The organism is Saprospiraceae bacterium (assembly GCA_016713025.1).
GTDB lineage: Bacteria > Bacteroidota > Bacteroidia > Chitinophagales > Saprospiraceae > OLB9.
This window is the reverse complement of sequence record JADJPZ010000004.1, coordinates 1176714-1199416: the sequence shown is the minus strand read 5'-3', so window position 1 is coordinate 1199416 and position 22703 is coordinate 1176714. Positions and strand designations below refer to the sequence as shown.

The following is a 22703-nucleotide window of genomic DNA, read 5'->3' as shown; positions in this document are numbered from 1 at the left end:
TTTCGTCGTTTCTATTAAAATTATTTATATTTGTACATCAAAATCAAGATCGCAACATTGAAATAAGAGTATGTTTAAATTTTTATGTTTGAGCGAAAGTGAGGAAATTTAATTTTGGACAAGATGACTGAATGGTCTCGTCTGTGACGAGAATTGAGTAAAATACTTTACTCAATAAAGAAGGAACTGCGAGCAGCTGCTCGCAGCGAATACTGAATATAGCCGGAAGTTCAAGCGTAGCTTGACGCGGTACGGCGAAAAATATAACGCTGGATAAAATTAAATTTGCCACTTGGAGCCAAATGATAAAAGTTTAAACATACTCTAAACTTAACCTATGGCAAACCAAATCATGGAACTCTTTCTGACAAGACTATATACTACTAATAAAAAAGTGATCAAGCAGAATCTGTTGATGATGTTTTTCTTTATGAATATTCCATTTTATGTAGCTTTAATTCTAAAACCATGGAGTAATAAGGTTATGATCGGGTCAATGATGTTAATACCTTGGATTGTAATTCTATTTTTAGTTTGGAAAGTGTGGCTGTATTTTAAAAACAATCCGGATTCCAACTATTTGGATCAAAACGGGAAACCTTCATTTCATAAATTAATTTCACACCTTTATCTTACAAACTTTATGATTTCTTTGACTCCATTTTTTATTCTAAATGGTCTTATTGATGATATCCCATATCACTTCCAGTTAGTTACAATAGGAGCTACAATACTTTTGTGCTATGCCCTACTGAAACGAAGAGAAGTGACTTTTGATTTCTCGCAAAATAGGTATGTTGGAACAGTATCTGATAAAAAAGCTGCAAATTATTTCATTGGAATCTATGTCTTAATCATGTTGGGTATTGCTGTTCTGTTGTATTTTAAATCTTGATTACTTCTACTTTGTCACCTTCAAAAATCTAAGTCAATTACACTTTCATCAAAACGTAATCAACCGGAAACTTGATAATTTTTGATAGTTAAAGATAAATGTATGGGTAAATTAGGATCACAACTGTTGGGTTAACCCAACAGTTTTCCAATCAATCGGAAAGTCCGTATAATTTGACAAAGTAGAATAACTTTGGTTAGTATTTCAGGAGTTCTTTTTTGTGACTTAAACGTTTGTACTGTCGATGTAGAAACTTTGATTCGATCGTAAACCGAATATGCTACATACTTACTAACAAATTGAAGAATTCTCAATATCTTGTGCCCGAATTTTTGAGGATGAAGATAAATTTTAAATTACTTTCACTCTTTTCGCTGACAATCATCTTATTTGCTTTTTCAAAGCCGGTATGTGATGATGTATGGGGATTTTACGGCCATCGGCTTATTAATAGAATGGCCGTATTTACAATGCCTCCCGAACTTATTGGCTTTTTCAAAAAAAATATTGATTACATGGCAGAGCATGCTGTCGATCCTGACAAACGTCGCTATGCTACCAAACATGAAGGAGTCAGGCATTATATCGATATTGACATGTGGGACAAAATTCCTTTTCCCAATGTACCCCGCGATTTCGAAGAAGCTATCATCAAACATTGTAAAGTCATGCTGATCACCGGTTCTGACTCAGTGTATTTTGACAAAAAAATCACCAAAGACAGCATCTTTTTTTCTACAGATTACTTCGGCGGTGTGATCCTCGGGATGGATTATCCTACCTTTGTGAAATACTGGAAAAAGGTAGTCAAACCAATGTATTATGAAGACGAATGGAGACTATCAGGTTATGATTTGGATGAACTGTTTAATACTTCTTACTTCAGAGCCAACAAAGTGGATGTGCTGATTGAAGACCATTTTTCAGAGCATGGCATAGTCCCCTATCATCTTGAAGCTACACTGTATAAACTTACCAAAGCATTTGAAAATAAAGATAAGACAGCTATACTTCGTATTTCAGCAGAGTTTGGACATTATATCAGTGATGCACATGTCCCTTTGCATACTACGATCAATTATAACGGTCAACTTACAGATCAGGTAGGCATTCATGCATTTTGGGAATCCAGAGTACCGGAACTTTTTGCAGAAAAGGAGTATGATTTTTTTGTAGGAAAAGCAGATTATATAGAAAATACCAGAGAATATATCTGGAACATCATTATAAAAGCACATGGTCACCTCGACAGTGTTCTTGCTGTAGAGAAAAGGTTGAGCAAAGTTTTTGATTCAGATCAGCAGTATTGTTATGACGAACGACTCGGCGTAACACTTCGAATTCAATGTCCTGAGTATACTGATGCATATACCAAAGCTTTAGGATCTATGGTAGAAGATCAAATGAGATCATCGATCCACGCGGTGGGGTCACTCATTTATACTGCTTGGGTCAACGCCGGACAGCCGGTCATAGCCTCTGATGATGCAGTAGTAAAAATTAAAGAAGAACCAATTGTTCCCGACAATAAAATCAAAGCACGACCTCACGACAATTAGATAATATAAAACAATCAATCAAATACAATGAATTATAATTTTTCTACGGCACTCAAAGGAACCGCCATGGGTATAGCTGAAGTAATACCGGGTGTATCCGGTGGCACCATAGCTTTTATTTCAGGTATATATGAAGACCTGCTCAATTCAATAAAATCTTTTGATATTGAGCTAATTAGAATGTTAATGAAGGGTCGGTTTAAAGATATTTGGGACAAGATTAATGGATGGTTTTTACTTAGTCTGCTCAGTGGGATGATTGTAGGTATCGTATTCGGAATTTTCGTCATCACCTGGATGATGGAGCATTACCCCGAACCACTTTGGGGCTTTTTCTTTGGCTTAGTGATGGCATCAGCCATTCTCATAGGAAAACATACCAGCAAATGGGATGTTTTCAAAGTCATAGCATTGATATCTGGGGCTGCGCTGGCGATCATTGTATCTGTCATCACACCTGCGGAAGGAAGTACGCATCCTCTCTACATTTTTCTGGCTGGTATGATTGCCATATCGGCATTTATTCTTCCCGGTGTTTCAGGTAGTTTTATGCTTTTACTTATGGGCATGTACACGCTGATTATTCCTTCCCTTAAAAAAATAATGACGGAATTTGATACTCACAGTATGTACATTATTGCCATTTTCGCCACTGGATGTATCATTGGCATTATGTGGTTTTCGCGGCTTCTTTCGTGGTTATTTACTCATTATCGTGAAAATACTTTTGTACTTCTTACAGGCTTCCTCATTGGCTCATTATACAAAATATGGCCTTGGCGCAATGTCAGTGTGGTGGTAGATAAAAACACAGGTCTGGCTTCAGATGTAAACTCATTGACCGGATTGCAGTCTTTTGACCCTGAAATAATAAAAATACTAAAAGAAACTAATGTACTACCATCAGATTACTGGATGTCATCACCAAAACTGGCAATGACATTAGCAGCGATGGTAATCGGTTTTGCTATTGTGCTCTATATGGCGTATAAAACCAAAGATGCCAGCATGAGCTAAAGGCCCATTGTCCTACAATGATAACTATTTAAAACACAATGTCGTTTAGTTAAGGCCTCTTTATGAAATCTTTCCCTTGCAAGGGAAAGATTTAGATAGGGTAAAAAATAAATAATTCCTTATCTAAACGACATTGATTTAAAACATAATTCCTACCTCTTAAAAAAATGCAGATAACAGAATTTATACGTCTGATTGCCAATACTTTGGGGCTTCCGCCTTCATCGGTTAAAAACACCATTCAACTGCTGGATGAGGGATCAACTATTCCATTTATATCGAGGTATCGTAAGGAGGCAACCGGCGGTTTGGATGAAGTCAACATTGCTGACATTCAAAAGCAGTACAAAAAACTGAATGACCTGGCAATCAGAAAAGAATCCATCCTGCAATCTATTGAAGAGCAAGGAAAGCTCATTCCTGAACTAAAGGCAAAGATTCTTGCATCATGGGATCCCAATGAGGTAGAAGACCTATATCTGCCTTATAAAAAACGAAAAAAGACTAAAGCCGATATTGCAAGAGAAAATGGCCTTGAACCACTTGCTAAAATAATAATGAGTCAGAGAGCAACTGATATTTTTGGTGCTGCATCCCGTTATTTGAATGAAAAGATACGCTCCGAAGATGAGGCTGTTAGTGGTGCAAAGGATATCATAGCGGAATGGGTGAGTGAAGATCAGACCATCAGAGAAATGCTGCGAAATACCGTAAGGAAACACGGAGTACTGGTATCAAAGGTAGTTCCTAAAAAGAAAGATGAAGCTAAAAAATACAAAGACTATTTTGAGTTTTCGGAAGTGCTTAACAGATGTCCATCTCATAGGTTTTTAGCTATAAATCGCGGTTCAAATGAAGAGTTGCTAAGAATGTCTATCAGCATTGATGACGATAGAGCACTTCAGATGATTGAGAAAAAATTCATCAGATCTCATGGTACAGAAGCGGAATTGATCTCAGAAGCTATAGAAGATTCTTACAAAAGACTGATATTCCCATCTATTGAAACACAAATACTTAACGAATACAAAGAAAAAGCTGATGATGAAGCTATTAGAGTTTTTGGAGTGAATCTATCACAATTATTGATGGCAGCACCACTTGGTCAAAAAGAAGTGCTTGCCATAGATCCTGGTTTCAGAACGGGATGTAAAGTAGTTTGTCTGGACAGCAATGGTGGTTTTTTGGAATACACAACTATTTTCCCACATGCTCCGCAAAATGCGGTAAGTGAAGCAAACCTTATTTTGAAAAATCTTGTGTACAAACATGAAATCAAAGCAATTGCTATTGGTAATGGAACAGCGTCCCGCGAAACCAAAAGTATGGTGGAAGGGATACGTTTTGATTCAAAAGTAGAAATATATGTGGTAAATGAAAGTGGGGCATCTATATATTCAGCTTCGGATGTTGCCCGGGAAGAGTTTCCAGATAAAGATGTCACTGTCAGAGGTGCCATATCCATAGGTCGCAGGCTGTTGGACCCATTGGCTGAATTGGTCAAAATTGATGCAAAGTCTATAGGTGTTGGCCAGTATCAACATGATGTGCATCAGAATAAACTGAAAGAAGAACTAGACAATTCAGTCATCAGCTGTGTAAATAAAGTGGGAGTTAATCTGAACACGGCTTCCAAACATTTATTGACATATATTTCGGGACTTGGACCGGCATTGGCTCAAAATATTGTCAACTACAGAACAAGTAACGGTGATTTTACCGATATTAAACACCTCAGGAAGGTACCCAGACTCGGTGAGAAGGCATTTGAACAGGCTGCAGGCTTTTTAAGAATCAGCAATGGGAAAAATCCACTAGACAATACAGGAGTTCACCCGGAATCATACCATATTGTAGAAAAGATGGCTGGATTTGCCGGCACAGACATTAATAGTTTTCTAAAAACAACTGAGTTAAAGAAAAAAATAAATTTACACGACTTCGTAACTGCAACAGCAGGACTTCCGACGCTACAAGATATCTTAAAGGAATTGGAAAAACCGGGATTGGATCCAAGAGGTGAAGCTAAGGCTTTTAGTTTTGATGAAAATGTAAAAAAAGTAGAAGACCTTGCCACAGGTATGACATTGCCCGGAATAGTCACCAATATGACCAACTTTGGAGCATTTGTAGATATCGGCGTAAAACAGGATGGCCTTTTACACATCTCGCAGATATCAAAATCCTTTATAAAAAGTCCATCTGAAGTATTGAGTTTGGGTCAGGAATTAATGGTTCGCGTGACAGAAGTAGATCCTGCTCGTAAAAGAATAAATCTTACTTTATTACGACTTTGAAATAATTACTTTCTGTAAACACAAGAATATTTCTCATTACCAAATTGTATTAAAATTTTTATACCGCATTTTAAGATTACGTCAAATAAAATACTATATTTGGCTCGAATTAATTCTCTTAATAAACAGTCAATCATGAAATTGCCCAGGATTTTAATTACTCTATCTTTTACTGTTTTTTTGCTGTCAGTTACCATGGGTCAGGTTGAAAAAACACAACCGAATAAAGACGACCCTGCTGCTGTAGCTTTGACACAACACTTATCTGAAACAGAAGGATACGTTTGGCCCAAAGACCCAAAAGTAATGGAAAATCTCAAAAAATGGCAGGGGTATAAGTTTGGGTTGTTAATTCACATGGGATTATATTCAGAACTTGGTATAGTGGAGTCATGGGCACTTTGTCCCGAAGATTGGATAACACGTCCCGGTTATGATGATTATTACAAATTTTGTAATGATTACAGAAATACAAAATCTAAGTTCAATCCTGTCAACTTCGATCCGGAAAAATGGGCTAAAATGTTCAAAGGATCAGGTGCAAAATATATGATATATTCATCCAAGCATCATGATGGATTTTGCCTCTACGATTCCAAATATACTGACTTTAAGATTACAGACAAAGGTTCACCATATTCTTCAAACCCTAAGTCAAATGTACTCAAAGAAGTACTTGATGCTACTCGCAAAGTAGGCCTTTCTACCGGTATCTACTTTTCAAAACCCGACTGGAATTCGCATGATTTTTACTGGCCGTACTACCCTCCCAAAGACAGAAACCCAACTTATGATATTACCAAACATCCCGATCGCTGGAAACGATTTGTTCAATTTACTCAAAATCAGCTTAATGAGTTGACAACAGAATATGGGAAAGTGGACATCTTGTGGCTGGACGGCTGCTGGGTCATGCCCAAATCATCCATTACCCCCAAAGTTGCCGAGTTTTGTACCTATCCGCATGATATGGACATCAATATGAAGCTCATCGCAGAGCGAGCAAGGGCTAAACAACCGGGCATGCTTGTGGTAGATCGTTGGGTACAAAGTGAGTATGAAGATTACTTAACACCTGAACAAAAAACACCGGATAAACCTTTGGGAGTGCCTTGGGAAAGTTGCATTACCATGGGTGGTGCATGGGGTTGGGTAAAAAATGATAACTACAAGTCGTCCAAAGAATTAGTGCACCTCCTGGTAAACATTGTCGCTAAAGGCGGTAATCTCTTATTGGGTATAGGTCCGAATGGAAAAGGTGAATATGAACCCAAATTGCAGGAAAATCTGGCACAGTTCGGCAAATGGCTTGAAGTAAATGGTGAAGCTATCTTTGAAACCAATCCTGTAGAACCATATCTTGATGGCAAAGTAGCCTATACTGCAAAAGGTCAAAATACCATTTATGCTATTTACACACCCGCAAAAGGGGAAAGCGAATTACCTGCTGAAATCAATGTAAAAACAAATCTTTCAGGTAAGATTAATGTCAATATTTTGGGAATGAATAATAAATTAAAATTTGTTCAAAAAAACAATGAAATCAAAATCCAGCTCGATCAGAAACTCAGATCAGAATTGGCCTTAAAAGAAGGTGTAGCTTTTAAATTATCTAATATAAAGTAAAATTTTCGAAAAATGATTCGATATTTTGTGATTCTGATATTGGCATGCTTTATCTTCCAATTCACATTTGGACAATCAGTCAACCCGACACAAACAAAGTTTTCTTTTGCTTTCCTGACGGATATCCATCTGAATAATGATCCCGTAACAAAATGTGACAATGGGCTGAAAATGGCTATGAACAAAGCGAACGAACTAAAAGTTGACTTTTTTATTTTGGGAGGAGATAATGCTGATGTCGATGGACTGAAAGGTCGTTTTAGTACAGCTGACAGTTTATTTAACCGATTTCATGGCATCATTAAGAGCAGCAATACTCCTGTATATCCTTGTATAGGTAACCACGATAGATTTTGGGCAGATCCTACGAATGCAAAATACAATAACACCGGCCTCTTCAGTAAATATTTTGGCAACCCTTATTACTCTTTCGATCATAAAGGGGTTCATTTTATTGTATTAAATTCTGTAGAGACAGATTCTTTAGGCAGGTACTGTGTCGGTCCACAGCAAAAGCAATGGTTATCAGAAGATATAAAGAAGCTTAAGGTTTCCGCACCGATAGTTGTAACCCTTCATGTTCCGATGCTTTCCATGTATAGTCCGGCCGTTGATGGCAAATACTCATCATCTGACGTAATATCCAATTTCAAAGAGATATGGGATATGTTTCAAGGTTACAATCTGCAGATGGTTTTGCAAGGGCATCAACATCTGGACGAAAAGATTTTCAGCAAAGGGACATGGTTTATTACAGGTGGTGCAGTGAGTGGCAGTTGGTGGGGTGGCAAATATTATGGAACAGAAGAAGGTTTTGTGTTAGTTTCTGTAGACCAAAACAACCAGTTTTCTTTTCAATACATAGATTATGGCTGGCAGGTCTCAGACAAATAGCAAATAATTGAGAAAATGGTTCTGTTTTTTCAAAGATACTCATGGGCTATTGACTCAATTCCTTACCTCGTCGTTCAGCAGCCAAAATACCTTCTTTTATAGCTTCATCCAGATGAAGTCCGTTAAAGACACTCAAAGCTGCCTCTGTAGTTCCACCTTTGGATGCCACTGCTTGGATCAGTGAATCAAGATCTTTTTCAGCGTTATTGATCAAGTGATAGGCACCAAGCATGGTTTGTTTCACTAAAAGTAAGGAAGTTCCCTCATCAAATCCCATTTTTATTCCTGCCTCCACCATGTGTTTGACGAAATAATAAAAATACGCGGGACCGCTACCACTTAAAGCTGTAACGGCATCAAGCATTTCTTCATCTTCTATATAGATAGACCTTCCTGTCGCGTTTATCAAGTTTTCTACCTTAAACAGTTTGGCGATGCTGATACCTTCTGCAGATGTAAAACCGGTAATACCCATACCTAACATCGCAGGAGTATTAGGCATAGCTCGCACGATAAACTTATGGTCCAACAATTGTTGAATTTTACTGATCTTGATACCAGCCATAATGGAAAGCACTACTTGATTTTCACTTAGGTTTCCTTTCAATTCTTCAGCAAGTGCAGGAAAATCCTGAGGCTTCACAGATAGAATGACAAGATCTGCTTGAGAAATATCACTATTGATGGTATTTATGACAATTCCTTCTTTTTCTTTAGAAAGTATTTGACACCTTTCTTCATTTTTTTCAATCAGCAAAAGATTTTCTCTTTTTACAAGATCGTATTGAATAAATGATCTTGCAAAGGCCATTCCCATATTTCCACATCCAATTATGGCTAATTTCATGTGTTTATTTTTTAATTTTCTTTTAATTGCCCCATGGAATTCGCATGAAAATAGTCATCAGGATTTGTGTACCTCATCGTTGGTTCATGCTCATTTCATATTCATAACATTTTACGCAAAGGTAAAAGTTATTGGTCACAATTTTTCAGAAAAAATCAAAGATATAAGGAAGCCTTGCTTGCGGTTCTTTGCATCTGATGATACTTCTGTATTGATTAAATTGTTCAAGATATTTTTTCTCTTTACCTGTCAGGGAGAACTTTGCGCTGGCATCCTCTTCCTGATTTCCCATCATAATCTGTTGCATGATTTCCTGAAAGATATCTTCTTTTATATATGGATACTCTGATGTGCTGTAGGAATCAATTTTTGCCTGTTTTGCAGCAAGAGCCACCGCATCATCGAGATCACCCAATTCATCTACCAAACCTATTTCTTTAGCTTTTCTGCCTGTCCACACACGGCCCTGAGCGATGAATTTTGTACTATCTACAGAAAGTTTTCTGCCTTTAGACACTCTGTCAATAAAAAGATCATAAATTTCAAGAGTAGATTCCTGTAATAATGCTTTTTCCTTTTCAGATAGGTTATGGAAAGGGCTGAAACCAGCAGCAAATTCGTGCGTTTTTATAGTGTCGAAGTTGATGCCTATCTTATCATTCAGGAGTTTTGTGGCATTTGGGAACATCATAAATACACCAATAGACCCCGTCAGAGTGTTGGGTTGCGATACAATTTTGTCAGCACCACAAGCAATGTAATATCCACCTGAAGCTGCATAGTCACCAAAAGATGCTATCACAGGTTTCCCGGCTTTTTTTATTTGCTCCAACTCTCTCCAGATCAAATCACTACTGAATGCATTTCCTCCGGGTGAGTTAACTCTAAGTACTACCGCCTTTATTTTTTTATCCTTTCTGATTTTTGCCAGCATCTCAACATATTTTTTTTCGCTTATGACACCAGGGTCATTCGTGCCGTAAATGATCTCACCTTCTGCATGAACAATGGCGATTTTATTATCACTATCTTTGTCTTCTGCTTCAGCGGTTCGATTATATTTTGAAAGCTTTACATATTTTATTTTTTTACCTTCTTTGAGAGCCAGTTTTTTAACCAGAAAATCATCTAACTCATCTTCATAAAAAAGTGCATCCACAAGACCATTTTCCAATGCTTTTTTTGCTGTTCGGCCGTCATACGCCGACATGATAGCATCCAATTTTGCCGGTGTCAGCTTTTTTCTGTTTTTGCTGATGTTGTCGACCATGATATTTTTCATATCTGCGAGAAATTCACGGGTCTGAATTTTGTTAAACTCACTCATTTCATTGAGTCGATATGGCTCAGTAGCACTTTTGAAGTTACCTGCATAAAAGATATTAAATTCCACCCCGACTTTATCCAACATGTTCTTAAAAAAAGGAACTGTAGCGCCAAATCCTCTCAAATCTACTCCTCCTTGGGGGTTTAGAAACATGGAATCAGCAACCGAACTCAGAAAATATGAAGACTGGCTATGACTGTGTGCATAGGAATATATAAATTTTTTACTTTTTTTAAATTCTTTCAATCCTTCCATCAGGCTCAATAATGTAGCTTGACCATAGCTGACAGAATTATTCTCCAAAAGGATACCTTTGATATTGTCATCTTTTGCAGCGATATCTATCAAGTCGAGAATGCGGTTCAAACCCAAAGCTTTTGTCTGCATACTAAAAATACCTGATTCATTCGGAACGTTATCCGTTTTTTCCGGAATAAAATCTTCCAGATTCAATCGCAAAACCGAGCCTTTGCTTACAGTCTCTTTCTGACTCATGCCAGATATTCCTATCATGATCAAAATAAAAAAGCCTAGAGCTACAGCGGCAATGACACCTAGGAAAGCTGCAATAAATGTTGGGAAAAAAGACTTCATCGTATCTAAATTAATTTCCTTTTTTGACTAAAAATATCGCAAAGGTAACATTTTGTAATTCAATAGGTTGGTATATATCGTCGAATACTTTAAAACTACCTTTCAATGTAGAAAAAAAATGGATAAAACCCGCATGAATGCTCTGAAAGATACAAAGGAGAAAGCTTAATAGATGATTATCATTGCCAGACTTCGTGACGGCAGGGCTGTTCTTACCGGAAAATTATGCTACAAGGTGTGGTCAACATAATTCTGCTTTGTCACCTTCAAAAATCAAAGACAATTACACTTTTATAAAAATGTAATAAACCCGGTAAATGTATTTGTTACTTTGGGTCACAACCGTTGGGTTAACCCAACAGTTTCCACTAAACCATAAAGTCCGGGTAATTTATACCCAAAATAAATTGTTTGTGAAAATTTCATTTACTATTTTATTCATTTTGAGTATAATGGCGACAGAATTATTTGAAAAATTTATTCTCGTCGGTATAACAAAGAAATAATCTATAAAACACATCTTCTCTACTACAGACCCGGAGGCAAAATGTTCTGAAAATGTCCGTTCATTTCTGCCTTTTTCCTGAGATTTTCAGTTTCAAGCAACATTGGAATCAGTTGTTCAAGATGATTTATAAGATATTGTTGTTTACTGACTTCATCCTCCAAAGTCAATAGATGCATTTCCTGATCAATATTGAGTCCTAATTTATGCCCAAGCATATAGGATTTAAATGAAGATGGTGAAGGAACCGGTACATTATTGATTTTCATAATCGTATATAACTCTTCAATAAGCTCCACCAATCTCGTATTCAAGACTATATCACTTTCATTGTCCCACGGCTTTTTGATGATGGTGCCACCGGGGTACAATTTACCCTGAAGGATTCTGTAAAACTCCACAATTTCAAACCATCCGGTACCTATGGCAATGATGTCCATTTTGCCATCTTCATATACTTTTTTGATTTCTTTAAGTTGCAATTCAGTACCAATCCGAAGGCTTTTTCCTTCGATATATGGTGGAATGCCAAATCTCAGGTCATCTTTTTTACAATCATGTATGAGTTGTTTATACCGTGGCTCAAAAATGTGCAGCTTTAGTTCTTCTCCGGGGAAGACAACTATGGACAAAGGGAATAGAGGGATAAGTTGGCTCTCCATACATGAATATGCATTACATCTCGGTAACCAATCTGCAAATCTCAATAACCGTGTCTACACCACGCTCCATATCTTGTACAGAGACCCATTCGTATTTAGAATGTATCGCTTGTTCGCCTGCAAACAAGTTGGGGCAAGGAACGCCTTTGTGCGACAGTACTGCGCCATCTGTTCCACCTCTTATACTTCCTATCTGAGGCATGATATCAAGATTATTCATAGCCTGAATAGCTATTTTCGAAACATGAGGATGTAAATCGAGTATATCCTTCATATTTCTGTATTGCTCTTTGGATTCGATATCGCAGGATGAATGTGGATAATCTTTCAAAACATTTTCAGCGATATGAGCTACTAAAGCCACATATTCGTCCAGTTTACGGGTTTCAAAATCCCGGAGTATAAACTCAATAGTGGCATTTTCCAAACCACCGCTAATTTTAGTTGGGTGTATAAACCCATCTTTTTTATCAGATGTCTCCGGAGACATTGTCAGTCGTGGCAGTCTGGTTACAATTTCGGAAGCGATCTTAATGGCATTTTCCATGGTACCTTTGGCCATTCCCGGGTGTGCGCTAACACCTTTGATATGCACTTTTAAGGAGTTGGCTGAAAAGTTTTCATCTTCAAAACAACCTAGATCTCCTGAATCCAATGTGTAACCGAAATCACAATCAAGCAAGTCCAGATCTACATTGGCAACCCCTTTACCGATCTCTTCATCCGTTGTAAGCAAAGCCTTTACAACTCCATGCTTGAGTGAAGGATTTTTGGTAAACTGGTAAAATGCATCCATGATTATAGCTACTCCGGATTTATCATCACTTCCCAAGAGCGTTTTGCCACTGGCTGTGATGATATCGTGCCCCTTTTTCTTCCTAAGGTTGGGAAACTGGTCTGGCGAAACAACAACAGATGTATCATCAGGTAATATGATACTACTATTTCCATCGTAATCATAGTGTACTATCGGTTTGACATCTGTACCGCTGCAATCCGGAGCTGTATCCTGATGAGCACAAAAAAATATTCTGGGGACATTTTTATCACTGTTGGATGGCAAAGTAGCATAGATATAGCCGGCATCATTTGTAGTATAGCTCACACCCATTTGATCCAGTTCCTTACACAATAAGGCTGTAAGGTTTTTCTGTTTGGATGATGAAGGAAAAGTATTGCTCAGCGGGTCAGCCTGTGTATCTATTTTGACATACGAAAGGAATCTTTCTTTTACTGTGTATTGCATGATGTATTTTTGTGCTAAAGTTAGCAAGAATCAGACAATTTTGAGTAATATTGAATTGATAATTTTTAAATTGAAAGATTTCCAAATTCAGTTCATTCCTACAAGTACGACCCGCGTCACCTTTGATGTAGTGTGTATAACAAATTGCACAAATACCTAAATTCCCTCTTTACCCTCAATCCCTGAAGGGACGACCCCCGCCAAATTCTTTCAATATTTGGGCTGGCCCCCTTTAAGGGGCTTTAAGGGGTTGGGGGTAAGAAGCGGCAAATGCCAATAGTTAATTTTTTTTTACAAAAGTGCAATTCCATCTAACTCACCATAACACCTTGATTATCAATTATGAAACCCCTTCTTTTGTAATATATATACTTTTTTCATAAAGGCTTCTTTCTTACCAAGGACAAGTTAGCAACAAATTTCTTTATTAGAGAAAATAACTTCTATTTTGTTTTACACACTTATAATGTACTATCTTACAGCTTTTATAAAATTCTTATTAACTTCTTCAGCAATATTTTCCGCAGCGTTTACCATCTGGCTTTCGCTTAGGGTAGAAACATTAAAGGCTAGCATCACTAAATAATTGTTACCATAGTTCCAGTAAAATCTTCCTTGCTGAAAAGAATATGCACCATCCGCCCCACCCGCGTCAAATTGTTTGTAAATAGTGGGTTTGTCATCACCTAGCATCGTTTCGCCCTCTGTCAGCTTTGAAGTAACAAATTTTGAGATGTACTCATTATAATCATCAAATACCGGATTGGTCTGCAATTGGATCATGATACCTGCATTAGGGGTATCTTCATCATCCCATTGAAAAAAACAAGACTTTGATCTAGGATCAGCCGGATCTGACGCATCTTTTAGATTTACACTTGGAGCTTTGATCTTAAAAATCTCTTTTATTCTCTCCTGGGAGATCATCTCACATGAAGAAGGTAGTTTTAATTTTTTTGGGTCAACCGGTTTTTCGGTCTTCATTTCAGCCAGTTCTTTTTGAACATCTGAATCTTTACAGCCGATTACAAGAAGTATTATAAATAACCAAAATAAATTTCTCATTTGAATTACAATTTAAAAGATTTAGTAAAAATTGATGCAAAGGTAATACTTAGAACAGAATCGAGGGTAATTTATATATACAAAATTAAAATATGTCCAAAAGCCTACTGAAGTGATGCTCTGATCCTAACTAATTTGGTGAGTAGTCCGTCCAACTGATCTAAAGGTAACATATTGGCTCCATCTGACTTAGCCATTGATGGATCAGGATGTGTCTCAACAAACAGTCCATCTGCTCCTACTGCTATGGCTGCTTTTGCAATTGTAGCTATAAGGCCAGGTTTTCCGCCTGTGATTCCCGATGGTTGATTGGGTTGTTGCAGTGAATGTGTACAGTCCATCACCACCGGTACACCAAAGGCTTGCATCGCGGGAATACCACGATAATCAACTATCAGATCCTGGTATCCGAAAGTGGTTCCTCGCTCAGTAAGCATGACCTTATGATTTTGGCACTCCCGAACTTTCTGGACTGTCTTTTCCTGTTTCAGCTGCAGCCTTTATAAGCGAAGTCTGGCGACAAAGAAATGCCGGAATCTGAAGGATATCTACATACTCAGCTGCCATTGCTGCTTCTTCATCAGTGTGTATATCGGTTGTTACAGGCAAATCAAAGGTAACCGCTACTTTTCTGAGGATTTTGAGTGCTTTTTCGTCTCCAATACCTGTAAAAGAATGAATAGATGATCTGTTGGCCTTTCGATATGAACCCTTAAATACAAAAGGTATCTGAAGTTTGTAAGTGATATTTTTTAGTTTTTCTGCTATTTGCATTGCCATTTCTTCTGACTCAATGGCACATGGACCACTGATAAGAAAGAAATTTTTTGATGTATGATGGCTTATGTTTTTAATGGACGGGACTAATGAAAATGAATCCATAATTAATTGAGATTTGTAGGAGAATTAAAAATAAAAATCTTAGTTGCCAAAGACAAATTGTACAATGTTTGCTCCCATTTTTAAGGCTTTGGCCCGGATTTCTTCGGGATCTTTGTGTACTTCCTGGTCTTCCCAACCATCTCCAAGATCACTTTCGTAACTGTAGAAACACACCAGCCTACCTTCATAAATCAGTCCAAAGCCCTGAGCAGGTTTTTCGTCATGCTTATGAATTTTGGGTACTCCACTCTCAAATTTATATTTTTGCTGATAGATTGCATGGTTGAAAGGCAGCTCCGTAAATGATAACTCTGGAAATACTTTTTTCATAGCTACACGAACAAATGGATCCATGCCATAGTTGTCATCTATATGGAGAAATCCTCCGGCGATGAGATATGTTCTTAAATTTTCAGCATCCGCATCTGAAAAAACAACATTGCCATGACCTGTCATATGTACCAGCGGATAATTGAAAAGTTCCACACTTCCAGCGTCTACCACTGCATATTCAGGGTCAATATTAGTACCCAGATACTTATTGCAAAAAGCAGCAAGGTTGACCAAAGATGTAGGATTGGAATACCAGTCTCCTCCACCACTGTATTTTAAAAGCCCGATTTTTATGGTAGGTCCTTCAACAGCACTCATTAATACAATGGTCGATAATAATGTCATCAAATACTTCATATCAAAATTTAATTCCATTAATGAACGTCTGAAATAGGTTTTTCGTTTAAAGGAATCCAAAATATTAACAAAATCACAAAAATTTTGCTGGTGCAATATTGTACCAAAATGTAAAGTTAGCTGAAGTTGAACTAATAATTTATCAATTTTTTAAGCTTCCGATATGCCATCTTAACGAACAGATAGGTACTTAAGATTGTTATCTTTTAAAACAAAGAAATGAACCAACCTCTTGCCGAAAGAATGCGACCACTCTCCTTGGACGACTATGTAGGTCAGGAACACTTGGTGGGCAAAGATGCCATACTCCGTAGAGTGATTGAATCCGGCAACTTGCCGTCATTTATACTCTGGGGACCGCCAGGAGTAGGCAAAACCACCTTGGCTTCAGTCATTTCACACACTCAATCAAGACCTTTCCACAGCTTATCGGCCATCAACAGCGGTGTCAAGGATATCCGGGATGCTATTGACATGGCAAAGTCCCAGAAGTTTTTCACCAGACCCAATCCTGTACTCTTCATAGATGAGATTCACAGGTTCAGTAAGTCTCAGCAGGATTCTCTGTTGGGTGCAGTGGAAAAAGGCATCGTAACACTCATCGGGGCTACAACGGAGAACCCATCATTTGAAGTGATCTCAGCATTGCTGTCAAGGTGCCAGGTATATATCTTGAAATCCCTCGGAAAAGATGACCTCATCAAAATGGTTGATAACGCAATTTCGAAAGATGAGTACCTGAAAACTAGAAATATAAAAATTGAGTCGTATGATGCATTACTACATTTATCGGGAGGTGACGGGAGAAAACTATATAACTGTTTAGAACTGGTCATCAATCAATTTGCCTCAGGAAAAGATATCATAATAGCAGACGAACTCGTATATAAGGTAATACAGGAAAATCTCGCAAGATATGATAAGTCCGGAGAACAACATTATGATATCATCTCTGCATTTATTAAATCAGTACGGGCTTCTGATCCTAATGCAACCGTTTATTATCTGGCAAGAATGCTGGCTGCCGGAGAAGACCCGATTTTTATATGCAGAAGGATGGTCATTCTAGCATCGGAAGACATTGGACTTGCAAATCCCAATGCATTGCTTCTGGCTAATAATTGTTTTCAGGCCGTACATCAGATAGGGATGCCGGAAGGACGTATCATTATGTCCCAAACAGCTATTTATCTTGCTGGCTCGCCGAAGAGTAATGCTTCTTATCTGGCTATTGAAAAAGCTGCTTCCCTTGTGCAAAAAACAGGAGATCTTCCTGTCCCGTTACATCTGAGAAATGCCCCAACTTCTCTGATGAAAGATATAGGTTATGGAAAGGGATATCAATATGCACATGATTTTGTACCGGGAGAGTCCAATATGGAGTGTCTTCCGGCTGAAATCACAGGTACGACACTATACCAGCCATCCAATAATGCTTCAGAAACTAAAATACGCGAAAACTTAAGGTTAATTTGGAAAGAAAAATATGGATATTGAGAGATGCCCTACTTAAAAAAACTAAAAATAGTAGTACCATAATTTCTGACTTCTACAAATCTGTCGTGACTCTTAAAGTCATGGTTTGGATTGTGCTCCAGTACAAACAACCCTTCTATGGCGAGCGTTTCCGTCTGAAAAATCACATCCGGAATTGTATTGAGATTGGGTAGAGGATATGGAGGTCCGGCAAATATATAATCAAATTGCCTGTCATTGGTCTGCAAAAACCTGAAAACATCTGATCTGATAATTTTTATTTTGTCTTCAATTTTTAGTTCCCGTGCAGTTTTTTGGACAAACTCTATACAACCCTGGAATTTGTCCACATAAGTCACATTTGTACAACCTCGTGAAATAAACTCATAACTATGGTTACCTGTTCCGCCAAAAAGATCCAGCATGATTACTTCTTCAAAATCTATTTTATTATTCAGGATGTTGAACAAACCTTCTTTTGCAAAATCGGTAGTAGGTCGTGTAGGCCAGTTTTTTGCAGGTGGAATAAATCTCCTGCCTTTAAAAATTCCTCCAATAATCCTCATAGTACATTTGAAAGATGCAGGAAGTAATGATGAGGGTGTGAAGCCTGTGCTATTTGATCATCTTCAAATAAATTACTTGATTGCACTATCTGTAAATCTGCAACATAGGCGTTTAGAGTTGTAAATAGCGGGGAATCCACTTCAACACCACCACTTACAAAGATAGTTTCTGTTGCCAGCCCTATATCAGTGGCCTTACAGGTCGCAAGTACAAAAAAAAGTATGTCATTAATTTCATTGACCTTAAAGAAATTGGAAAGTACAACTTTATTTTCTTTTTGGATGAAAATGAGAATGAAAGCATTTTCTATATGCAGGTGTACTATATTTTTGCTACTAAAACGATACCATCTGGAAAAATTAGCAGGCAATGAACGCATCTCGTAATTCTTATTTACAAAAAGCAGATCAAGTAGTTCTTTTTGATATGATGTAATACCAAAAAAATAAAAAAGTCCGCTTTCAGATAGCTTTTCAGTATACACAATCTTATGATCCAAACCAGGAAATAATGAAGTGATGCTCTCTTCCAATGTTGATGTCAGATATCCATTTTCTTGCAATACTAAGACAGAAATGTCATCATAATGATGTTTTGTAAGCCTTTCATCATTTAAAATTTGCTCGAAAGAAGTCTTGTTACTATACCTGATACCCTCATAAGACTGATGTGCAACAAGTTTATTTTCATTGTTAAAGATACCATAAAAAAAACTGTCCGCCATAATAATGACAGACAGTTTATTATAAGATATGGATGGAATTGTGTAACTAAAGTCCTTTAGTGTCATACCATCATTACCAGTTACCATTGGTGTTTGGAGAAGTCATATCTCCAAATTTAAGCATCTTTTCAGGGTCGTAAAACTTATCATATTTTTTATACTTCGGATCTCCGAATTCGCCCATAAAATCCTTGTACTTGGTTCCTACTTCTACCACATTAACTAGGTTATTTTGGTGCGTAAGTGTGTCAGCATTGATACTAAACTGAATTTTTCCATCTGTGTATGGTACATATCTGAGCTCATTTAAATCCATATCGCCCAGCAAAGATCTTATACTATCTTTAGCGGCAACATAAGTAAAGGTTTTCACAAACTTATCCTGATTCGTAGGGTCACTCGGATCATTTTCCAATTTTACAACTTCAATTTTTCCGTTTTGAATCTGTGATGTCAAATCATCAAAAGACTTGGCATACTTACCGGTAACAGCACGATAGATATCCTGGGCAGTTTGAATTTTTTTCAGTTTTGCGATTACTTCAAATTTTCTCTTTTCAAGTTCCTGATTGAACTCAATAGGATCTTTGATGGAAGAATACAGCCAATATCCCAAAACAAGTGTAATCAGGACGAGTACTATATTAATTATTTTGCTCATACGTTGGTTAAAATTTAGGTGATTAAATTGATTTTGTCAGATAAAATAAAAATAATGATGCACAAATTTATACTTTTGGTGTATCGTTGGCAAATTTATTCATTTTTTTTTATAAAAACCCTAAAACAAAAATCTTTCTTGTCAAAAAATAATATTTATCTCCTTGCTATTGAATCTTCCTGTGATGATACCAGTGCCGCCATCATCAAGGATGGAGAGATCGTAAGTAATCTTACAGCCAATCAGGATATTCATAGTATTTATGGTGGCGTGGTCCCGGAATTGGCCAGCAGGCAGCATCTTTCCAATATCATCCCGGTGATAGACACTTGTTTGAAAGATGCAGACATTGAGGTCGGCGATCTTGATGCTATAGCATTTACAAGGGGGCCTGGTTTGCTCGGCAGTCTGATCGTAGGTGTATCCACTGCAAAAGGTATGGCTTTGGCTTTAGATATTCCTTTGATTGAAGTACAACATATGCATGCACATGTATTGGCGCATTTTGCCACAGAAAACAAACCACCATTCCCGTTCCTGTGCCTTACAGTCTCCGGAGGACATACTCAGATCGTGCAGGTCAATAGCTTTACTGATCTCATTATTTTGGGCAGCACCATAGATGATGCTGCTGGAGAAGCCTTTGATAAGACCGGAAAAATGTTAGGATTGCCCTACCCTGCTGGTCCGGTTATTGACCAACTTGCAAAGGATGGAAAAAATGTGTTTCCATTTCCAGAGCCTCAGGTAAGTGATCTTGATTTCAGTTTTAGTGGCCTGAAAACATCTATTCTGTATTTCCTGCAGAAAGAAACCAAAAACGATCCTCAATTTATCAAAAATAATCTAAATGATATCTGCTGTTCTGTCCAAACTACCATAGTCGAAATCTTAATTAAAAAGCTGATAAAAGCCAGTAAAAAAACAGGTATCCACCATATTGCCATTGCCGGAGGTGTTTCAGCCAATCATTTTTTGCGAAAAAGATTGATTGAAACCAGCGAAAATTTTGGGTGGCAGACTTACATTCCACCTTTCTCCTTGTGTACAGACAATGCTGGTATGATTGGTATCACAGGCTATTACAGATATTTGGAAGGCTTATTTTCAGACCAAAGTGTAACTCCGCTCTCAAGAATGGAGTTTTAGATCAATGTTGTTTAGATAAGGAATTTTCCAGGTGTATCCCATTTTTGCACTTAAATTGTTTAAACTGCCCGCGACCCTCAATCCCAAGCATAGCTTGGCAAGCTCTGATGAGCCTGTCAAGCTACGCTTGAGACGACCCACTCAAATTCTCCTAATATAAGCGCTGAATTCCCCTTTAGTTATACCGTTGATTTTATAATATTTGGCGGTGTTTTTTATTACCAAGTGCAAACAAATTTATATGTTTGCACTTGGTAATGGTTTTGATCTCGTGCGCAACTCTTCAATTGAGTTTTGAGACTCTTCCATTGCCTTTTTATTTTATTTTCTGCTCTACGAGAAACTGGTGCGTTTTGCATCTTTTCCAGCTCTGATTTATAATCTGCGGTTTCTTTTTCCAACTTCTCTATTTGCTGATCTGCGTCTACTGGTTTGCTTTTTTGTGTTTTAGGTTTTGATGAATCGTATGCCTCTTTGTTTGTAAGCATACCATAGATTACTCTTGTTAACTTGTTCATTATTACACCTAAAGCATCGTTATAGGTCTTACCTTTCGCTCTTTGATTTGAATATATCTCTTTAAAATAAGGGTCATACATAATCGCATTTTTAGCTACCATGTATATTGTACCCCTATATGAACTACTTCCTTTTTTGCTCATTTTAGGTTTCTTTGATATATCACCACTTGTATGGTTTTCTGGGTGTACTCCAAAATAGCAACAAAGTGATGCGGCACTGTTAAATCGATTTATATCTTCTATTTCTATGCTTAATGACACTGCTGACTCGATGCCGCAACCAGGAATTGTGACTAAGAAATCCGCTAAGTCGTTGGCTCCGTGTTTAGCAAGCTCTGATTGAAGTTCTTTGATCTGGGTGGAGAATAAGTTAATAGTTTGGGCCAATGTTTTAATATTTAGCTCAGTAAGTATCGTATTACCCGACCCTGAATCTAGCTTCACCGCTTTTTGGATGGCCTCAGCCTTCTCCATGGTTAACCCTTTGATTTTAGCCAAAGAAGCTGTTTTCGCATTTAATATCTTTGCCTTTGATGGATACTTTTGAAGTAATTTATACATGTATTTTGGCATGCCATTTTTACTAAAAGTTAAAAGACCAGGAATACAACTATACACTACTTTCTCAAGTTGGTTGATATTTCTCGTCTTTTGTTTAATAAATCCTTGTATAGTTTTGTGCATCTGTTTCGCAGTATAAAAATGTAAGGATCTAGGCTTGGCTTTCTCTAGTTCTTCATAATTTTCAGATACATGCCTAGCTATAATTTCACTACTGATGGCGTCATTAATATTGCGATGCATATTCTTTTTTGACTCATGATGTGTCCGCAACGGATTAATCCTGAACATGATGATTCGCTTATCAAAACTTACCAATTGATTATACCAATTGTTTTCATACCCACCGGTACTTTCAATAGCCAAATAAATTTTATCAATAGACAAAAGTGCCTGTGATAAGACTTTTTGAGTTCATCAAGACCGGATTGATTATCAATAAAATTCATCCTGCGATTAGTAAATTCATTACCCTTCGAAATTAAACTGAAATCACAATAACCTTTACTTGCGTCCAGTCCTCCAAATCCAACTTTCATACATAAATTACTTTAAAATGTTTTAAAAAAAGTGTCAAGCCTTACATTCCCTTATGTTATACGATATCAATGTATCAAGTTATACCTCATGATTAAGCTTGGCGAAAGGGACACTAAAGGACGATATCTAAGTATCAAGGGGTGTTCCCCTTCAACCGCCAAGTTATAAATTATTTGTTTATCTTGAAACCATTAATTTTTAAAATGCAAACATATAAGGGGCAGGGGTAAGAAAAGCCAAAATTACCTTCCCAATAACCCTCATTCCCAAGCGTAGCTTGAGACGACCCACCTTTTAACTCTTAACTACTAGAATAATACACTAAATTAGAAACTTAAAAATTAGATAACATAGTGCAATTTTGGGATACACCCAATTTTTCATTGTTTTTACCCTAT

19 protein-coding genes and 1 pseudogene are annotated in these 22703 nt (G+C 37.3%); 8 read left to right on the top strand and 12 right to left on the bottom strand.

What is annotated here, in order from left to right:
- Window positions 1-337 precede the first annotated feature (337 nt).
- The 6 genes from IPK35_11515 to IPK35_11490 all read left to right on the top strand — a co-directional run bounded on the left by IPK35_11515 (window position 338) and on the right by IPK35_11490 (window position 8288).
- Complete coding sequence (locus tag IPK35_11515) at window positions 338-895, top strand: hypothetical protein (protein MBK8053867.1); 558 nt, start codon at window positions 338-340, stop codon at window positions 893-895.
- Between the two features lie 338 nt (window positions 896-1233).
- A complete protein-coding gene (locus IPK35_11510) occupies window positions 1234-2454 on the top strand; it encodes a hypothetical protein (GenBank protein ID MBK8053866.1) in 1221 nt (406 codons plus the stop codon).
- Between the two features lie 27 nt (window positions 2455-2481).
- On the top strand, window positions 2482-3471 hold the full coding sequence (locus IPK35_11505) for a DUF368 domain-containing protein (GenBank protein MBK8053865.1): 990 nt from the start codon (window positions 2482-2484) through the stop codon (window positions 3469-3471).
- Between the two features lie 167 nt (window positions 3472-3638).
- Entirely contained in the window at window positions 3639-5768 is a 2130-nt protein-coding gene (locus tag IPK35_11500) for an RNA-binding transcriptional accessory protein (GenBank protein MBK8053864.1), read from the top strand.
- A gap of 195 nt (window positions 5769-5963) precedes the next feature.
- On the top strand, window positions 5964-7394 hold the full coding sequence (locus IPK35_11495; protein ID MBK8053863.1) for an alpha-L-fucosidase: 1431 nt from the start codon (window positions 5964-5966) through the stop codon (window positions 7392-7394).
- Window positions 7395-7406: 12 nt separating this feature from the next.
- Window positions 7407-8288: a metallophosphoesterase gene (locus tag IPK35_11490; GenBank protein MBK8053862.1), complete on the top strand. Its 882-nt coding sequence runs from the start codon at window positions 7407-7409 to the stop codon at window positions 8286-8288.
- Between the two features lie 46 nt (window positions 8289-8334).
- On the opposite strand, the gene IPK35_11485 is transcribed toward IPK35_11490, so the two are convergent.
- The 7 genes and pseudogenes from IPK35_11485 to IPK35_11455 all read right to left on the bottom strand — a co-directional run bounded on the left by IPK35_11485 (window position 8335) and on the right by IPK35_11455 (window position 16106).
- Entirely contained in the window at window positions 8335-9135 is an 801-nt protein-coding gene (locus IPK35_11485) for a pyrroline-5-carboxylate reductase (GenBank protein MBK8053861.1), read from the bottom strand.
- 145 nt (window positions 9136-9280) lie between these two features.
- Window positions 9281-11056: a signal peptide peptidase SppA gene (gene sppA, locus IPK35_11480; protein ID MBK8053860.1), complete on the bottom strand. Its 1776-nt coding sequence runs from the start codon at window positions 11054-11056 to the stop codon at window positions 9281-9283.
- Window positions 11057-11584: 528 nt separating this feature from the next.
- A complete protein-coding gene (locus IPK35_11475; protein ID MBK8053859.1) occupies window positions 11585-12223 on the bottom strand; it encodes a peptidase in 639 nt (212 codons plus the stop codon).
- Window positions 12224-12236: 13 nt separating this feature from the next.
- Window positions 12237-13469 (bottom strand): peptidase T, encoded by a 1233-nt coding sequence (pepT, locus tag IPK35_11470; GenBank protein ID MBK8053858.1) that lies wholly within the window; start codon window positions 13467-13469, stop codon window positions 12237-12239.
- 471 nt (window positions 13470-13940) lie between these two features.
- On the bottom strand, window positions 13941-14534 hold the full coding sequence (locus IPK35_11465; protein MBK8053857.1) for a hypothetical protein: 594 nt from the start codon (window positions 14532-14534) through the stop codon (window positions 13941-13943).
- 104 nt (window positions 14535-14638) lie between these two features.
- Window positions 14639-15416, bottom strand: a pseudogene (kdsA, locus tag IPK35_11460) (3-deoxy-8-phosphooctulonate synthase).
- A gap of 39 nt (window positions 15417-15455) precedes the next feature.
- Window positions 15456-16106 carry a DUF4159 domain-containing protein gene (locus IPK35_11455; GenBank protein MBK8053856.1) on the bottom strand — a complete coding sequence of 217 codons (651 nt, stop codon included), beginning with the start codon at window positions 16104-16106 and terminating at the stop codon, window positions 15456-15458.
- Window positions 16107-16325: 219 nt separating this feature from the next.
- On the opposite strand from IPK35_11455, the gene IPK35_11450 reads away from it, so the two are divergent.
- The gene (locus IPK35_11450; protein MBK8053855.1) at window positions 16326-17603 is read left to right on the top strand and encodes a replication-associated recombination protein A; all 1278 of its coding nucleotides are present in this window, start codon (window positions 16326-16328) and stop codon (window positions 17601-17603) included.
- An 8-nt stretch (window positions 17604-17611) separates the two neighbouring features.
- Here IPK35_11450 and IPK35_11445 read toward each other — a convergent pair whose 3' ends face one another.
- The 3 genes from IPK35_11445 to IPK35_11435 are packed head-to-tail and all read right to left on the bottom strand — an operon-like array spanning window position 17612 to window position 19534.
- Window positions 17612-18148 carry an RsmD family RNA methyltransferase gene (locus tag IPK35_11445; protein ID MBK8053854.1) on the bottom strand — a complete coding sequence of 179 codons (537 nt, stop codon included), beginning with the start codon at window positions 18146-18148 and terminating at the stop codon, window positions 17612-17614.
- Window positions 18145-18960, bottom strand: coding sequence for a DUF3822 family protein (locus IPK35_11440; protein MBK8053853.1), 816 nt, complete (start codon window positions 18958-18960; stop codon window positions 18145-18147). Before IPK35_11440 ends, IPK35_11445 begins: the two co-directional genes overlap by 4 nt.
- Complete coding sequence (locus IPK35_11435; protein ID MBK8053852.1) at window positions 18947-19534, bottom strand: hypothetical protein; 588 nt, start codon at window positions 19532-19534, stop codon at window positions 18947-18949. Before IPK35_11435 ends, IPK35_11440 begins: the two co-directional genes overlap by 14 nt.
- A 57-nt stretch (window positions 19535-19591) precedes the next feature.
- Between IPK35_11435 and tsaD the strand changes: the two genes are divergently transcribed.
- Window positions 19592-20683 carry a tRNA (adenosine(37)-N6)-threonylcarbamoyltransferase complex transferase subunit TsaD gene (gene tsaD / locus IPK35_11430; GenBank protein ID MBK8053851.1) on the top strand — a complete coding sequence of 364 codons (1092 nt, stop codon included), beginning with the start codon at window positions 19592-19594 and terminating at the stop codon, window positions 20681-20683.
- A gap of 218 nt (window positions 20684-20901) precedes the next feature.
- Here the strand turns inward: tsaD and IPK35_11425 are convergent, their stop codons facing one another.
- Both IPK35_11425 and IPK35_11420 read right to left on the bottom strand, forming a co-directional pair.
- Window positions 20902-22131, bottom strand: coding sequence for a transposase (locus IPK35_11425; protein MBK8053850.1), 1230 nt, complete (start codon window positions 22129-22131; stop codon window positions 20902-20904).
- Window positions 22077-22304, bottom strand: a complete 228-nt coding sequence (locus tag IPK35_11420; GenBank protein MBK8053849.1) for a hypothetical protein — start codon at window positions 22302-22304, stop codon at window positions 22077-22079. The genes IPK35_11425 and IPK35_11420 overlap by 55 nt, the downstream gene beginning before the upstream one ends.
- Window positions 22305-22703 lie beyond the last annotated feature (399 nt).

Coding starts and splice junctions, on each gene's coding strand:
- IPK35_11515 (MBK8053867.1), top strand. CDS start 338: ATGGCAAACCAAATCATGGAACTCTTTCTGACAAGACTATATACTACT.
- IPK35_11510 (MBK8053866.1), top strand. CDS start 1,234: ATGAAGATAAATTTTAAATTACTTTCACTCTTTTCGCTGACAATCATC.
- IPK35_11505 (MBK8053865.1), top strand. CDS start 2,482: ATGAATTATAATTTTTCTACGGCACTCAAAGGAACCGCCATGGGTATA.
- IPK35_11500 (MBK8053864.1), top strand. CDS start 3,639: ATGCAGATAACAGAATTTATACGTCTGATTGCCAATACTTTGGGGCTT.
- IPK35_11495 (MBK8053863.1), top strand. CDS start 5,964: ATGGGTCAGGTTGAAAAAACACAACCGAATAAAGACGACCCTGCTGCT.
- IPK35_11490 (MBK8053862.1), top strand. CDS start 7,407: ATGATTCGATATTTTGTGATTCTGATATTGGCATGCTTTATCTTCCAA.
- IPK35_11485 (MBK8053861.1), bottom strand. CDS start 9,135: ATGAAATTAGCCATAATTGGATGTGGAAATATGGGAATGGCCTTTGCA.
- sppA (MBK8053860.1), bottom strand. CDS start 11,056: ATGAAGTCTTTTTTCCCAACATTTATTGCAGCTTTCCTAGGTGTCATT.
- IPK35_11475 (MBK8053859.1), bottom strand. CDS start 12,223: ATGGAGAGCCAACTTATCCCTCTATTCCCTTTGTCCATAGTTGTCTTC.
- pepT (MBK8053858.1), bottom strand. CDS start 13,469: ATGCAATACACAGTAAAAGAAAGATTCCTTTCGTATGTCAAAATAGAT.
- IPK35_11465 (MBK8053857.1), bottom strand. CDS start 14,534: ATGAGAAATTTATTTTGGTTATTTATAATACTTCTTGTAATCGGCTGT.
- IPK35_11455 (MBK8053856.1), bottom strand. CDS start 16,106: ATGAAGTATTTGATGACATTATTATCGACCATTGTATTAATGAGTGCT.
- IPK35_11450 (MBK8053855.1), top strand. CDS start 16,326: ATGAACCAACCTCTTGCCGAAAGAATGCGACCACTCTCCTTGGACGAC.
- IPK35_11445 (MBK8053854.1), bottom strand. CDS start 18,148: ATGAGGATTATTGGAGGAATTTTTAAAGGCAGGAGATTTATTCCACCT.
- IPK35_11440 (MBK8053853.1), bottom strand. CDS start 18,960: ATGGTAACTGGTAATGATGGTATGACACTAAAGGACTTTAGTTACACA.
- IPK35_11435 (MBK8053852.1), bottom strand. CDS start 19,534: ATGAGCAAAATAATTAATATAGTACTCGTCCTGATTACACTTGTTTTG.
- tsaD (MBK8053851.1), top strand. CDS start 19,592: ATGCACAAATTTATACTTTTGGTGTATCGTTGGCAAATTTATTCATTT.
- IPK35_11420 (MBK8053849.1), bottom strand. CDS start 22,304: ATGAAAGTTGGATTTGGAGGACTGGACGCAAGTAAAGGTTATTGTGAT.